The sequence below is a fragment of the Mumia sp. Pv4-285 genome (genome assembly GCF_041320275.1).
Classification (GTDB): domain Bacteria; phylum Actinomycetota; class Actinomycetes; order Propionibacteriales; family Nocardioidaceae; genus Mumia; species Mumia qirimensis.
In genome coordinates this window covers 1,617,856-1,630,435 of sequence record NZ_CP162023.1, presented here as the reverse complement: position 1 = coordinate 1,630,435, position 12,580 = coordinate 1,617,856, and the positions used below count along the sequence as shown (strand labels likewise).

The window sequence follows — 12,580 nt, the reverse complement described above, 5'->3', positions numbered from 1 at the left end:
CCTGCTCCTGGGGGATGTCACGGGTGATTCGACGCTGCGGGCGTGGTGGATGGGTCCGAGGGTCTGGTCCTCATTCTGCCGTCATCCACCCATCCGACGCCCCGCTGGTGCCGAATCAGGGGCATGGTCGAAACCACGGTTGCTCATCGAACCCTCGCTGCAGGTGCGGGAGTCCTCGCAGGACTCGCCGGCATAGCAGCGGGGTCGGCGACCGCGGTCTTCACCGGGGGACCCTCCCCCGTGATCGCGGTCGGCAACGCCGTGGTCGCACGAACGCCGGGGTTCTTGAAGGACTTCGCCGTACGCCAGTTCGGCGAGAACGACAAGGCCGTCCTTCTCGGGGGGATGGCAGTCGTTCTCGTCGCGCTGGCAGCGGTCGCCGGCTGGATCGGACTGACCCGGATCGAGGTCGCGGTCGGGCTGGTGCTGGCGCTGGGAGCCCTCGCCGCCCTCGCGACCGCCGTCGACACCTCCACCTCCGCCTCGCTCGTGGTCGCGCTGCTCGCGCCGTTGGTGACGACGGCGGTCGGGGCCACCGCGATCGTTCTCCTGCTCCGACCGTTGCGAGAGGCGCGCGAGCCCGACGCGGGAGCCGATCCGCTCGGGCGTCGTCCCGGAGACGACCTGCCGTCCGGGTTCGACCGCCGCCGCTTCCTCGTCGCCGTCCTCGGCACGGCCGCCGTCGCCACCGTCGGCGCCGGCATCAGCCGGACGCTCGGGACGTCGGGCGCGGCGACGTCGCGCGCCGCGGTGAAGATCCCCGCGCCCGCAAGCGCAGCACCGCCGCTCCCGGCCGGGACGGACCCGCTCCGCGGCATCTCCCCCTACCTGACGCCCAACCGGGACTTCTATCGCGTGGACACCGCACTGATCGTCCCCGACGTCCCCGCCGACACCTGGCGTCTGCGCATCCACGGTGACGTCGACCAGGAGCTCGAGCTGGACTTCGCCGAGCTGCTGGACCAACGTCTGATCGAACGCCGCATCACGCTGACGTGCGTCTCGAACGAGGTCGGCGGACCGTACGCCGGCAACGCCACCTGGATCGGTGTCCCGCTCACTGACCTCCTTCGTCGCGCCGGTGTCCGCGACGGCGCCGACGCGCTCAAGTGCACGAGTGCCGACGGGATGGTCATCGGCACGCCGCTGGACGTCGTAACCGACGGGCGGGACGCGATGATCGCGATCGCGATGAACGGCGAGCCGCTCCCCCTCGACCACGGGTTCCCTGCGCGCATGGTCGTCCCCGGCCTGTACGGCTACGTGTCGGCGACCAAGTGGCTGGTCGACATCGAGGTGACGAGGTTCTCCGAGTTCGAGGCGTACTGGACCGAGCGTGGCTGGGCCGAGAAGGCACCGATCAAGCTCGCGTCCCGCATCGACGTCCCTCGCTCGTTCGAGTCGTTCGCCCCCGACGCGGTACGGGTCGGCGGCGTGGCCTGGGCGCAGCACGTGGGGGTCGACAACGTCGAGGTGCGTGTCGACGACGGGCCGTGGGAACCTGCGCGCCTCGTGCCCCAGGACGGCATCGACACCTGGCGCCAGTGGACCTGGCAGTGGCAGGACGCCACTCCGGGTGACCACGAGCTCACGGTGCGCGCGACCGATGCAGACGGCAACACCCAGACCTCCGACCGGGCTCAACCGCGCCCGGACGGATCCACCGGCTGGCACAGCGTCAGGTTCTCGGTGAAGTGACCGATCCACTACAGGAAGGCACGATGATGCGTACCACCACAGGCAAGAACCGGCTCTTCGCGACGGCAGTCCTCCTCGCCTCGCTCACCCTCGTCACCTCCGCGTGCGGCGGCGACGACTCCGACGCCGGAGCGAGCGACTCGTCGAGCGCCTCTGCGTCGCCGAGCGACGACGCCACCGAGATGTCCGAAGCCTCGTCCGACCTGGTCGGACCGGGCTGCGCCGCGTACGCCGAGCAGGTGCCCGACGGCGCCGGGTCGGTCGACGGGATGGCCCAGGACCCGGTGGCGACCGCCGCCGGGAACAACCCGCTCCTCAAGACGCTCACCGCTGCGGTCAGCGGCCAGCTCAACCCCGACGTCAACCTCGTCGACACGCTGAACGGCGACGAGTTCACCGTCTTCGCACCGGTGGACGACGCGTTCGCGAAGCTCCCGAAGGAGACCGTGGCGACGCTGTCGACGCCGCCCGGCGCCGAGACGCTGACCTCGGTGCTGACGTACCACGTCGTGCCGGGCCAGCTCAGCCCGGACGAGGTCGTCGGTACGCACCCCACCGCCAACGGCGCGGAGGTCGAGGTCAAGGGCTCACCGGACGCACTGACGGTCGGAGGCGACAACGCGAAGGTCATCTGCGGCGGCGTCAAGACGGCCAACGCGACCGTCTACCTCATCGACACGGTGCTGATGCCCCCGAGCTGAGGTCTTGATCCCTCCGCCCCTCGACCAGCGGGTGACCCCGCTGGTCGAGGGTCGAGGAACGAGCCGGGACCTATCCGTCCGCCTTGGCCGCCTTCGCAGCCGCCTTCTGCTCCTTCTTGAAGGTGCGCACCTCCTGCAGCGTCGTGGCGTCGACGACGTCGGCGATGGAGCGGCGTGAGCCGTCCTCGCCGTACGCGCCCGCCGCCTCGCGCCAGCCCTGCGGCTCGATCCCCCGCTGCTTGCCGAGGAGGGCGAGGAAGATGCGGGCCTTCTGGTCGCCGTACCCGGGCAACGCCTTGAGGCGCTTGAGGACGGTCTTGCCGTCGGGGTCGCCGTCGGTCCAGATGCGGGTGGGGTCGCCGTCGTACTCCGCGACGACGAGTCGGGCGAGCTCCTGGATCCGCTTCGCCATCGCCCCGGGATAGCGGTGCACCGCCGGCGGGGTCGCGCACATCGAGGCGAACGTCTCGGGGTCCTGCTCGGCGATCGTCGCCACGTCGAGGGTCCCGAGCCGCTGCGCGAGCTTGTACGGCCCGGCGAACGCCGCCTCCATCGGGTACTGCTGGTCGAGCAGCATGCCCACGAGCAGCGCGAACGGGTCGGAGTCGAGGAGCTGGTCGGCGTCGGCGTCACCGGTGAGGTTGAGGCTCATGCGTCGATCATCCCACCGTCGTACGGTGGGGCATGCCTGTGCCCGGACGCATCGCCGCCGCCGTCGAGGCTCTCCCGCTCACGCCGTCGAGCGACGTTCTGGAGATCGGCGGTGGCCCGGGCGTAGCAGCACAGCTCGTCCTCGAGCGCCTCGGCGCCGGCGGCTCGTACCTGAGCGTCGACCGCTCGGCGGTCTCCGAGAGCCGTACGAGGCAGCGCTGCGCGGACACGGGTTCCGAGGCCCGCTGGCAGGTGCGCCGCGGAGCGATCGAGGACGTCGTGACCACGCTCCCGTCCGCTGCGCTCGACGTCGTGTTCGCCGTCAACGTGAACGCGTTCTGGACCGGCGACGCCTCCGCGCTGACAGCCGAGCTCGGTCGGGTGCTACGTCCCGGCGGAACGCTCTGGCTGTTCTTCGAGACACCGTCCGGATCGGTGGACGGACGGGTCGCGGACGGCTGCTCGAGGTCCCTCCGCGGCGGCGGTCTCGGGGGCGTGACCGGCTTCACAGCGGCGCCACGACTCGGGGGGTTCACAGCCTCTCGAGGCCGGCAGGGCATCACGAACCGATAACGAAGTTGAGACCTGCAACTTTCCTGGTCAGACGGTGAATTCCGGTCGACCGCATGGCGACGTAAGGCTCAAAACACCCCCCTGCCGTTACCTGTCGTGACCTTGACCAGGCACGATGGAGAGAGCGCGACGTACGACTGCACGGCGCGCCCGCCTCCAGCGGGACCCCGGTCACGGGCACCTTCGGTGCCGACGTCGACAACGTGAAGCAACGCTGCGCCTGACGCCCCTCGCGTCGACCCCCGACGCGGCGCGCGCAGAGACGACCGAAAGGTGGCGAGGACGTCCCGTTATGACCCCCGGCGTGAGTCAAGGACCCCCTTCTCCCGAACCCCCGACCCGTCCCCCAGCAACACCCCCGGCGACTGCCGCCCCTGATCCGACACCGACGCAACCGTCGTCACGCAGCGACGACGCACCGGTCACGCTTCGCGTGGAGAACGTGTACAAGGTGTTCGGGCCCCGCCCCTCCGAGGCCGTACGACGCCTCGAGTCCGGCGCGAGCCGTGACGAGGTCAAGGCGTACGGCACCGCCGCCGTCATCGACGCGAGCCTCGAGGTCCGCGCAGGCGAGATCTTCGTGGTGATGGGTCTGTCCGGCTCGGGCAAGTCCACCCTGATCCGCATGCTCAACGGGCTGTGGCGGCCGAGCGCGGGTCGCGTCCTCGTCGGGGACGACGACCTGAGCGCCGTAGGCGCACGCGAGCTCCGCGCGCTCAGGCAGGCGCGGGTCAGCATGGTGTTCCAGCACTTCGCCCTGCTCCCGCACCGCACGGTGCTCGACAACGCGGCGTACCCCCTCGAGATCCAAGGTGTCGGCAAGAAGGAACGGCGCGCCAAGGCCGGCGACGCGCTCGCACTGGTCGGCCTCGACGGTTGGGAGGACTCTCTGCCGTCCCAGCTGTCCGGTGGCATGCGCCAGCGTGTCGGGCTCGCGCGGGCGCTGGCCGCCGACACCGACATCCTGCTGATGGACGAGGCCTTCTCCGCGCTCGACCCGCTGATCCGGCGCGAGATGCAGGAGCAGCTGCTCGACCTGCAGCGGCGCCTCGGCAAGACGATCGTCTTCATCACGCACGACCTCAACGAGGCCATGCACATCGGCGACCGCATCGCCGTCATGCGCGACGGCCGCATCGCGCAGGTCGGGACGGCTGAGCAGATACTCTCGGACCCGGCGAACGACTACGTCGCGCAGTTCACTGCCGACGTCGACCGCAGCCGCGTTCTCACCGCCTCGGCCGTGATGGTGCGCCCGGCGGCCGTCGTCCCGCTGACCGGCGGTCCGCGACAGGCGAGCCGCACGATGCGCGACGCGCAGGTGCCCGCGGCCTACGTCGTCGACCGTCAGCGCGTGCTCCGTGGGGTCGTGCGCGACACCGCCGCCGCGGCCGCGTTGCGCGCCGGTCGCGAGACGCTCGCCGACCTGGAGCTCGACGACGTGCCCTCCGTCCGGACGACCACGCCCCTCGCGGACGTGTTCGCCCCGGCGGCCGAGCAGCCGCTCCCGGTGGCGGTGACCGACGACGACGGGCGCCTCGTCGGCGTCGTCCCGCGGGCGACACTTCTGAACGCGATGGCACCGACCGACACGACCACGGGAGGTACCGATGAATGAGGGACCGATCCCCCGCATCCCCCTCGGCGACTGGGTCGAGAACGTCGTCGACTGGGTGACCGACACCTTCGACCCTGTCTTCGACGTCGTGAAGGACATCCTCTCCGGCGCGTTCGACCTGCTCAGCGAGGCGCTGCTGGCGCCGCCGTTCTGGTTGATGGCGGGACTGCTCGTCGTGCTCGCGGTCCTGGCCGCCGGCTGGCGGACGGCCGTCGTCGCCGCGATCGGTTTCGTGGTGATCGCCGGCGTCGACCAGTGGGAGAACGCGATGAAGACGCTCGCGCTGGTGCTCGTCGCGTCGGTGATCGCGCTGGTCATCGCCATCCCGGTGGGGATCTGGGCCGCGCGCAACGACACCGTCTCCGCGGTCGTGCGGCCGGTCCTCGACTTCATGCAGACGATGCCGGCGTTCGTCTACCTGATCCCGGTCGTGGTCATCTTCCTCACCGGTGTCGTCCCGGGCATCGTCGCGACCGTCATCTTCGCGATGGCGCCGGGTGTCCGGTTCACGGAGCTGGGCATCCGGCAGGTCGACGCGGAGATCGTCGAGGCCGGGCAGGCGTTCGGTGCGCCGCCGCGCCGCATCCTGCGCCAGATCCAGCTTCCGCTGGCCCTGCCGACGATCATGGCCGGCGTCAACCAGGTGATCATGCTCGCGCTGTCCATGGTCGTCATCGCGGGCATGGTCGGCGCGGACGGACTCGGCCGCGACGTCTACTCCGCGCTCTCCAGCATCGACGTCGGCACCGGCTTCGAAGCCGGGATCGCGGTCGTGATCCTCGCGATCTACCTGGATCGCGTCACCGCGGGCCTCTCGGCCCGCGCTCCCGTCGCGAAGGCGCTGGCGACCGCCCGCACCTGACCGGCACACCCCAACCCAGGCGGGAGACCAACTCCCGTCGAAGGAAGGAACACATGTCACGCGTACGCACCCCCGGAATCCTTCGCGGCCTCACTGCCGTGGCCTCGGCGCTCGTCCTGAGCGCCGGCCTCGCGGCATGCGGCGGCGAGGACTCGGCGAGCGGCGAGGACAGCAAGAGCATCTCCATCGGGATCCCGTCCGGATGGGACGAGGGCATCGCGGTGTCCCACCTGTGGAAGTCGGTCCTCGAGGACGAGGGCTACGACGTCGAGACCGAGACCGCCGACATCGGCGTGATCTTCACCGGGCTCGCCGGTGGTGACTTCGACGTGCTCTTCGACACCTGGCTGCCGACGACGCACAAGTCCTACCTCGACAAGTACGGCGACGACCTGAGCGACCTCGGCACGTGGTACGACAACGCGAAGCTGACGATCGCCGTGAACGAGTCCTCGCCGGCGAAGACGATCGCTGACCTGAAGGCCATGGGTGACGACTACGGGAACCGGATCGTCGGCATCGAGCCGGGCGCCGGGCTCACGAAGGCCACCGAGGAGAACGTGATCCCGACCTACGGCCTCGAGGACATGGACTTCGTCACGTCCTCGACGCCCGCGATGCTGGCCGAGCTCAAGAGTGCGACCAAGAGCGGCGACAACATCGCGGTGACGCTCTGGCGCCCGCACTGGGCGTACGACGAGTTCCCCGTCCGTGACCTCGAGGACCCCGAGGGCAGGCTGGGTGGGGCCGAGGAGGTCCACACCTACGGTACGAAGGACTTCGCCGACCGGTACCCCGACCTGGCCGACCTCTTCGGCTCCTTCACGCTCACCGATGAGCAGCTGTTCTCCCTCGAGAACCTGATGTTCAACTCCGGCGACGACGTGGACCCCGAGGACGCGGTCGACCAGTGGCTCGAGGACAACCCGACCTTCGTCGACGACCTCAAGGAGAAGGCCGGCGTGAGCTGACCCATCCCGCAGCGCGAACGACGGCCGGTCCCGTGCGGGGCTGGCCGTCGTTCGTACGACCGCCCGTCACCCCTGCACGCCGACGAGTGCGACCGCCGTGAGCACGCAGGTGAGGACGAGCGTCCCGGTCACGTTGAGCGCGGCCCGCCGCACGTCGCCCGCCTGGGTGAGGCGCACGGTCTCAAGCATCGCCGTCGAGAAGGTCGTGTAACCGCCGCAGAATCCGACCGCGGCGACGGTGTAGGTGTCCGTGCCGACGACGCCCGCGAGGTGCGCGCCGGCGAGGACGCCGATCAGCAGCGACCCGCTCAGGTTGACCACGATCGTCCCCCACGGCATCGCGGTGGGCCAGCGCGAGCGCACGGCGCTGTCGACCAGGAACCGGCACCCCGCGCCTGTCCCGCCGAGCAGACCGACGAGGACCCACGTCGCCGCGCTCACCGCGACTCCCACCGTCGTCCGGCACCGAGACGGACTCCGGCCAGGCACGCCGCGAGCCCGAGGACGACCGATCCGACCGCGTACGCGAGGGCGAGCGCGAGGGCGTCCGCCCGTACGAGAGTCACCGTGTCCAGGGCGAGCCCGGAGAAGGTCGTGAAACCACCGAGCACCCCGGCGCCGAGGCCGAGCCGCAGCAGCAGCCGCGGCGGTGTCTCCTCTCCCCCCACGACCAGGCGTTCGAGCAGGAGTCCCAGGAGGAAGGCGCCGACCACGTTCGCCGTCCCGGTGGCGAGCGGCAGGGCGTCGGGGTCGTGGGGCCAGAGCTCACCGAGACCGGCGCGTCCGAGGGTCCCGGCCGCTCCGCCGAGAACGACGACGAGGAGGAAGACCGGGCGCCTCGCGGCCCCCCTCACTCGGACCGGCCCTGCGGGACGACCACCACCGGCCGCCGCTGCGTGTGCGCCAGGTGCGCCGCGACCGAGCCGCCGATCGCCGCGTCGACCCACTCGACGATCCCCGGCCGACGGGTCCCGACGACCAGGAGCTGCGCGTCGTACGTCGACGCAACCGTCGTCAGCGCCCTGACGACCTCCCCGCTGGCGCGCACCAGCCTCCACCGCGCTGCGGATCCGTCGAGCACCGACCGCACCCGCGCGAGCACCTCGGACTCCCCGTCGTCCGCGCCGACCACGTCGGGGTCGACGGGAACGCTGGACGCGTCGGTGCCGTCGCCCTCGCGCGGGAGCCGGGCCGTGTCGATCCAGACACAGACGAGGCCGGTGTCCAGACGTGCTGCGAGCGATGCCGCCTCGCGCAGGACGACGGCATCCTGGGTGGCGTTGACGCCCACCACGACGGGGCGCTGGTCCGATGCGTCGGCCACGGCATGCTCCTGTCTCGAACGGCACAGGGTCCATCAGCCGTGACGGCGGCTCAGACCGGTGGGGTCTCGGCGGGATCCATCGCCTCGCTCATCGTAGTCCCGCCGGGCACGACGACGGCGAGCCCATGCTCACCCTGGGGTCATTCGTGGATCGGCCGCGGGATGCTGCGGTTGGCGATGCGGTTCTCCGACTCGACCATCCACGCCAGCTGCTCGAGGCGCTCGAGGACCGCGTGCAGCAGGTCGGCCGTCGTCGGGTCCTCCTCGTCGACGTCGTCGTGGATGCGCCGTGCGGTCGCCGCGACCGCGTGCAGTGCGCTCGTCACGAGGTCGACCGTCTCCGCGGTGTCGACCTCGTCGGGTGGGAAGGCCGGCAGGCTGCTCCGCTCGGCGACCGTGGCGGCACGACCGTCGGGCGTGACGTACACCGCCCGCATCCGTTCCGCGACGTCGTCGCTGAACCCGCGTGCCGCTGCCACGATCTCGTCGAGCTGCAGGTGGAGGTCGCGGAAGTTCTTGCCGACGACGTTCCAGTGCGCCTGCTTGCCGACGAGGTGGAGGTCGATCAGGTCGACGTGCAGCTGCTGAAGGTGGTCGGCCATCTGCTGGGAGGCCCGGAAGGGTGCTTCGACCGTCCGGTTGGTGTCGCGCTTCGTCGTGCTGGTCATCAGGTGCTCCTCCTTCTTCGCGTGCGTGTCTTTCCTCCAGGCAACCACGGGGCTGCCGCTGTTTCCAGTGGGCTCGGTCACCCCAGCGGTGCCCGCCCGAGCACACCGTCGGGGTCGTACGCCGCCTTGACCTGGCGCAGGCGCGCCAGCGTCGCGGGTGGGAACGTCTTTGCGATCGTCTCCGGCGTGGTCACGGTCTCGAAGTTCCCGTAGACGGCGTCCACGAGCGGGTCCCACTCGCCGTCGAGGTCCTGACCCGTGGCCGCCATGACGATCACGCTGTACGCGCGGTCGCGGTGGGCGAAGGCGGTCGCGTCGACGTCCACGTCACCGGCCGCACCCGGGAAGGCGCGGACCTGGATGAGCCCGAGTCGGCCTTCGTCCATCAGTCGTCCCGCCGCCCGTACGGCGTCGTCGCCGAGGTGCGCGACCAGGGCCGAGCGGGTCGGCGGCTGGGGGTGTCCGGCTGTCGGGTCGCCGGTGGAGCGGATGATGCCCTTGTAGGGCGCGACCTGCGCCTGCTGCTGCAGGACCGGGGCGAGATGGAGGTACGGCTCGATCGAGCCGACCGCCGCCTCGGTGTCGTCGCCAGCCCAGACGAGCATGATCCGGGCGTACGTCTGGCCGTCGCCGGCCGGGAACAGCGTCGTGAACGGGGTGAGCTGGCGCGGTGTCGCCTCCGTCAGAGCGCCGAGCCGGGCGAGATAGTCGGCCGAGTCCTCGACCTGGTGCACGATCACGGCGAGCACGACGTCGGTCAGCTCCATGGCCTCGACGTCGAGGCTGGTGACCACCCCGACGTACTCGCCGCCTCCACGGAGCGCCCACAGCAGGTCCGGGTCGTGGTCGGCGTCGGTCCGGACCACCGTGCCGTCGGCGAGGACCACCTCGGCACCGACGAGGTGGTCGATGGTGAGACCGTACGAGCGGGCGAGGAGGCCGATGCCTCCCGACGTCCCCAGTCCCCCGACGCCGACGTCGCCCGAGTCTCCGGAGCTGATCGCCAGCCCGTGCGGTGCGAGGGCCTGGGCGACCTCGCGCCAGCGCAGGCCCGCGCCGAGCCGTACGAGCCGCCGTTCGCGGTCGAGCACCTCCACTGTCTTGAGCCGACCCAGGTCGATGACGATCCCTCCGTCGTTGGTCGAGACACCGCCGACGCCGTGTCCCCCGCTGCGGGCGACGAACGGCACCGGCTGACGGCGCGCGTACGCCACGGCTTCCGCGACGCCGCCCGTGTCGGCCGGCCGCAGGACCAGTCCCGGACTGCCCGGGTGGACGTAGCTGTGCCGGACCCTCGCGTACGCCGCGTCGCCCGGCTCGACGGCGTCCGAGGCCAGCGACTCGGGGACGGCGTCGTAGTCGATCCCCGCCGATCGGCGGGCGACCGCTCCCGGACCGCGCACGCGCTCGCCCGACGGCGAGGTCTCCCGCTGCGCGTCGACCGCCTCACGCAGCGCCGGGATCACGTCGTCGGCGAACTCCTGCATGGTGCGGGGATCGTCCGTGCCGAGGATGAACGTGCTGATCCCGTCCTCGATCACGTACGGGAGGAGCTGCTCGACCCAGGCCTGCGACGGCCCTCGAAGGACGTCACCGCCACCGAGGTCGCCGGCGGAGATGTTCAGCAGGCGCCGGATCTCACGCGGATCACGCCCGGCAGCCTGCGCGGCCTCGTCGATCACGGCATTGCCGGCGGTCAGGCCGCCCGGCTGGAGGTAGCTCAGGCTCGGCAGCCATCCGTCGGCCTTCTCACCGATGAGCCGCTGCATGCGCGGCTTGTAGGCGCCGAGCCAGATCGGCACGTCGTGAGCCGGCGCCGGACCCCGCTTGGCGCCGTTCGCGGAATGGAACTCGCCCTGGACGAACACGCCGCCGCGCTCGCCCGCCGCCCAGATCCCGCGGATGACGTCGAGCGCCTCGCTGAGCGCGGTCACGCTCTCTCCGGGCGTGAGTCTCGGGCCGCCCATCGCCTCGATGGCCTCCCAGAACGCTCCGGCGCCGAGCCCGAGGTCGATCCGGCCGCCGGTCAGCAGGTCGAGGCTCGCCACGGAGCGTGCGGTGACGGCAGGGTTGCGCAGCGGGAGGTTCAGGACGTTCGGGGCGAGGTGAACGCGGTCGGTCCGCGCTGCGACGTAGCTGAGGAGCGTCCACGTGTCGAGGAATGCCGGCTGGTACGGGTGGTCCTGAAAGGTGACCAGGTCGTATCCGACCTGCTCGCTCAGCTGTGCCAGAGCGACGACCTGGTCGGGCGCGGCGTTCTGGGGTGTGATGAACGTGCCGAATCTCAGGTCGTGGCCGTAGTCGGGCATGCGGTCCTCCAGGTTTGGTTGATGGATCAACCGTAGCGCGGGCTGGATGACACATCAACCTCCGAGTACGGTGGAGGACGTGACCGCGACACCGACCGACACCTCGCTCGACGCCTGGCGCGCGTACGCGGCCACGCACGAGCGCCTCGTGCGTCACCTGGCGCGTGAGATCACGCGCGAGACAGGGCTCTCGGACGCCGACTACGCGGTCCTCGAGGCACTGGTCGACGTGCCTGCCGGACGATTGCGCGCCCGCGACCTGCGGCTCGCGCTCGAGTGGGAGAAGAGTCGCCTCTCCCACCAGACCCGACGGATGGAGCAGCGCGGCCTCCTCGCCCGCGAGACGTGTGAGGCAGACGGCCGCAGCGCCGACGTCGTCGTCACGGCCGAGGGGCGGGAGGCGGCCGCCCAGGCCCGCGCCGTACGCGAGGCGTCGTTGCGGTCGCTCGTCGTCGACACCCTCGGTCCGGACCGTGTCGACGACCTGGCCGAGACCGCGACCCTCCTCGGCGCCCGGCTCGCGCGCGCCGCCGACGAGGATCCGCAGTGCCGCGCCGCGCTCGCGGAGGACTGACGGCGAGCCTGTCCGAATCAGCGCCCGGTGAGGAACCGCCCGACCGGCGACTCCGTGCTCGCTGACCGACGCCCCGCGTCGATCCAGGCGATCTGTGCGTCCACGAGCCGGAGCGCAGCCTCGCCGGAGACCGATCGCAGCGGAGGCTCCGAGTCCATCGCGCGATAGCTCACGTGTCCGTACGCCTGCAGTGGAGGCGCCCAAGGTGCAGCGAGCAGCGCACGCAGGGCGACCCACTGGTCGCGGCCCAGCGCGGAGCGCGTCCCGAAGGACAGGTCCGCTCCGAGCCGACGGACCCGCCCGGCGGGACCGAAGAACGCCATCCCGCGCCATCCACGGAACCCGGTGAACACGACGACGCGCTCGATCTCACGGAACCAGATCTCGCGACCGCCGAGCTGGATCACACCGCGCGAGAGATCCCAGCGGTGCGAGGGCGAGGCGAGGAGGGCCGCCGTCCCGAAGAGCGCCGAGACCGCGAGCGTCGTGAGCACCGGGAGCGCTGCGTCATCGGGAACCGCGCCCTGATCGATGACCGCCGCCGCGAGCGCGACGCCGACGATGCCCGGCGCCACCGCCACGATCGGGACCAGCTTCGCGCCGACACCGGACCTGAACCGCACCACGCCGG

Annotated in this window: 14 protein-coding genes; 7 read left to right on the top strand and 7 right to left on the bottom strand. The window is 71.2% G+C overall.

Going from position 1 to position 12,580, the window contains the following annotated elements:
* Window positions 1–123: 123 nt before the first annotated feature.
* Both AB3M34_RS07895 and AB3M34_RS07890 read left to right on the top strand, forming a co-directional pair.
* A complete protein-coding gene (locus AB3M34_RS07895) occupies window positions 124–1,698 on the top strand; it encodes a molybdopterin-dependent oxidoreductase (RefSeq protein ID WP_370618801.1) in 1,575 nt (524 codons plus the stop codon).
* 23 nt (window positions 1,699–1,721) lie between these two features.
* A complete protein-coding gene (locus AB3M34_RS07890) occupies window positions 1,722–2,399 on the top strand; it encodes a fasciclin domain-containing protein (RefSeq protein ID WP_370618799.1) in 678 nt (225 codons plus the stop codon).
* A gap of 70 nt (window positions 2,400–2,469) precedes the next feature.
* Here AB3M34_RS07890 and AB3M34_RS07885 read toward each other — a convergent pair whose 3' ends face one another.
* Window positions 2,470–3,051 carry an HhH-GPD-type base excision DNA repair protein gene (locus tag AB3M34_RS07885; protein ID WP_370618798.1) on the bottom strand — a complete coding sequence of 194 codons (582 nt, stop codon included), beginning with the start codon at window positions 3,049–3,051 and terminating at the stop codon, window positions 2,470–2,472.
* A 32-nt stretch (window positions 3,052–3,083) separates the two neighbouring features.
* Here AB3M34_RS07885 and AB3M34_RS07880 point away from each other — a divergent pair, with 32 nt between their 5' ends.
* The 4 genes from AB3M34_RS07880 to AB3M34_RS07865 all read left to right on the top strand — a co-directional run bounded on the left by AB3M34_RS07880 (window position 3,084) and on the right by AB3M34_RS07865 (window position 7,074).
* Window positions 3,084–3,623, top strand: coding sequence for a class I SAM-dependent methyltransferase (locus AB3M34_RS07880; RefSeq protein WP_370618797.1), 540 nt, complete (start codon window positions 3,084–3,086; stop codon window positions 3,621–3,623).
* Between the two features lie 433 nt (window positions 3,624–4,056).
* Entirely contained in the window at window positions 4,057–5,241 is a 1,185-nt protein-coding gene (locus AB3M34_RS07875; RefSeq protein WP_370618795.1) for a quaternary amine ABC transporter ATP-binding protein, read from the top strand.
* Window positions 5,234–6,103, top strand: a complete 870-nt coding sequence (locus AB3M34_RS07870; protein WP_370618793.1) for an ABC transporter permease — start codon at window positions 5,234–5,236, stop codon at window positions 6,101–6,103. The genes AB3M34_RS07875 and AB3M34_RS07870 overlap by 8 nt, the downstream gene beginning before the upstream one ends.
* A 53-nt stretch (window positions 6,104–6,156) precedes the next feature.
* Window positions 6,157–7,074: a glycine betaine ABC transporter substrate-binding protein gene (locus tag AB3M34_RS07865; protein ID WP_370618791.1), complete on the top strand. Its 918-nt coding sequence runs from the start codon at window positions 6,157–6,159 to the stop codon at window positions 7,072–7,074.
* Window positions 7,075–7,140: 66 nt separating this feature from the next.
* On the opposite strand, the gene AB3M34_RS07860 is transcribed toward AB3M34_RS07865, so the two are convergent.
* The 5 genes from AB3M34_RS07860 to AB3M34_RS07840 form a co-directional block, all read right to left on the bottom strand.
* Window positions 7,141–7,515, bottom strand: a complete 375-nt coding sequence (locus AB3M34_RS07860) for a fluoride efflux transporter FluC (RefSeq protein ID WP_370618790.1) — start codon at window positions 7,513–7,515, stop codon at window positions 7,141–7,143.
* On the bottom strand, window positions 7,512–7,928 hold the full coding sequence (locus AB3M34_RS07855) for a fluoride efflux transporter FluC (protein ID WP_370618788.1): 417 nt from the start codon (window positions 7,926–7,928) through the stop codon (window positions 7,512–7,514). Before AB3M34_RS07855 ends, AB3M34_RS07860 begins: the two co-directional genes overlap by 4 nt.
* Window positions 7,925–8,398: a universal stress protein gene (locus tag AB3M34_RS07850; protein ID WP_370618786.1), complete on the bottom strand. Its 474-nt coding sequence runs from the start codon at window positions 8,396–8,398 to the stop codon at window positions 7,925–7,927. The genes AB3M34_RS07855 and AB3M34_RS07850 overlap by 4 nt, the downstream gene beginning before the upstream one ends.
* Before the next feature lie 140 nt (window positions 8,399–8,538).
* On the bottom strand, window positions 8,539–9,066 hold the full coding sequence (locus AB3M34_RS07845) for a Dps family protein (RefSeq protein ID WP_370618784.1): 528 nt from the start codon (window positions 9,064–9,066) through the stop codon (window positions 8,539–8,541).
* A gap of 77 nt (window positions 9,067–9,143) precedes the next feature.
* Window positions 9,144–11,375, bottom strand: coding sequence for an LLM class flavin-dependent oxidoreductase (locus tag AB3M34_RS07840; RefSeq protein WP_370618782.1), 2,232 nt, complete (start codon window positions 11,373–11,375; stop codon window positions 9,144–9,146).
* Between the two features lie 79 nt (window positions 11,376–11,454).
* On the opposite strand from AB3M34_RS07840, the gene AB3M34_RS07835 reads away from it, so the two are divergent.
* A complete protein-coding gene (locus AB3M34_RS07835) occupies window positions 11,455–11,949 on the top strand; it encodes a MarR family winged helix-turn-helix transcriptional regulator (RefSeq protein ID WP_370618780.1) in 495 nt (164 codons plus the stop codon).
* A 17-nt stretch (window positions 11,950–11,966) separates the two neighbouring features.
* On the opposite strand, the gene AB3M34_RS07830 is transcribed toward AB3M34_RS07835, so the two are convergent.
* On the bottom strand, window positions 11,967–12,575 hold the full coding sequence (locus AB3M34_RS07830) for a hypothetical protein (RefSeq protein WP_370618778.1): 609 nt from the start codon (window positions 12,573–12,575) through the stop codon (window positions 11,967–11,969).
* Between the last annotated feature and the right edge of the window lie 5 nt (window positions 12,576–12,580).

What these genes read in the sequence shown, in the direction of transcription:
- AB3M34_RS07895 (WP_370618801.1), top strand. Translation starts at nt 124, where the DNA reads ATGGTCGAAACCACGGTTGCTCATCGAACCCTCGCTGCAGGTGCGGGA.
- AB3M34_RS07890 (WP_370618799.1), top strand. Translation starts at nt 1,722, where the DNA reads ATGATGCGTACCACCACAGGCAAGAACCGGCTCTTCGCGACGGCAGTC.
- AB3M34_RS07885 (WP_370618798.1), bottom strand. Translation starts at nt 3,051, where the DNA reads ATGAGCCTCAACCTCACCGGTGACGCCGACGCCGACCAGCTCCTCGAC.
- AB3M34_RS07880 (WP_370618797.1), top strand. Translation starts at nt 3,084, where the DNA reads ATGCCTGTGCCCGGACGCATCGCCGCCGCCGTCGAGGCTCTCCCGCTC.
- AB3M34_RS07870 (WP_370618793.1), top strand. Translation starts at nt 5,234, where the DNA reads ATGAATGAGGGACCGATCCCCCGCATCCCCCTCGGCGACTGGGTCGAG.
- AB3M34_RS07865 (WP_370618791.1), top strand. Translation starts at nt 6,157, where the DNA reads ATGTCACGCGTACGCACCCCCGGAATCCTTCGCGGCCTCACTGCCGTG.
- AB3M34_RS07845 (WP_370618784.1), bottom strand. Translation starts at nt 9,066, where the DNA reads ATGACCAGCACGACGAAGCGCGACACCAACCGGACGGTCGAAGCACCC.
- AB3M34_RS07840 (WP_370618782.1), bottom strand. Translation starts at nt 11,375, where the DNA reads ATGCCCGACTACGGCCACGACCTGAGATTCGGCACGTTCATCACACCC.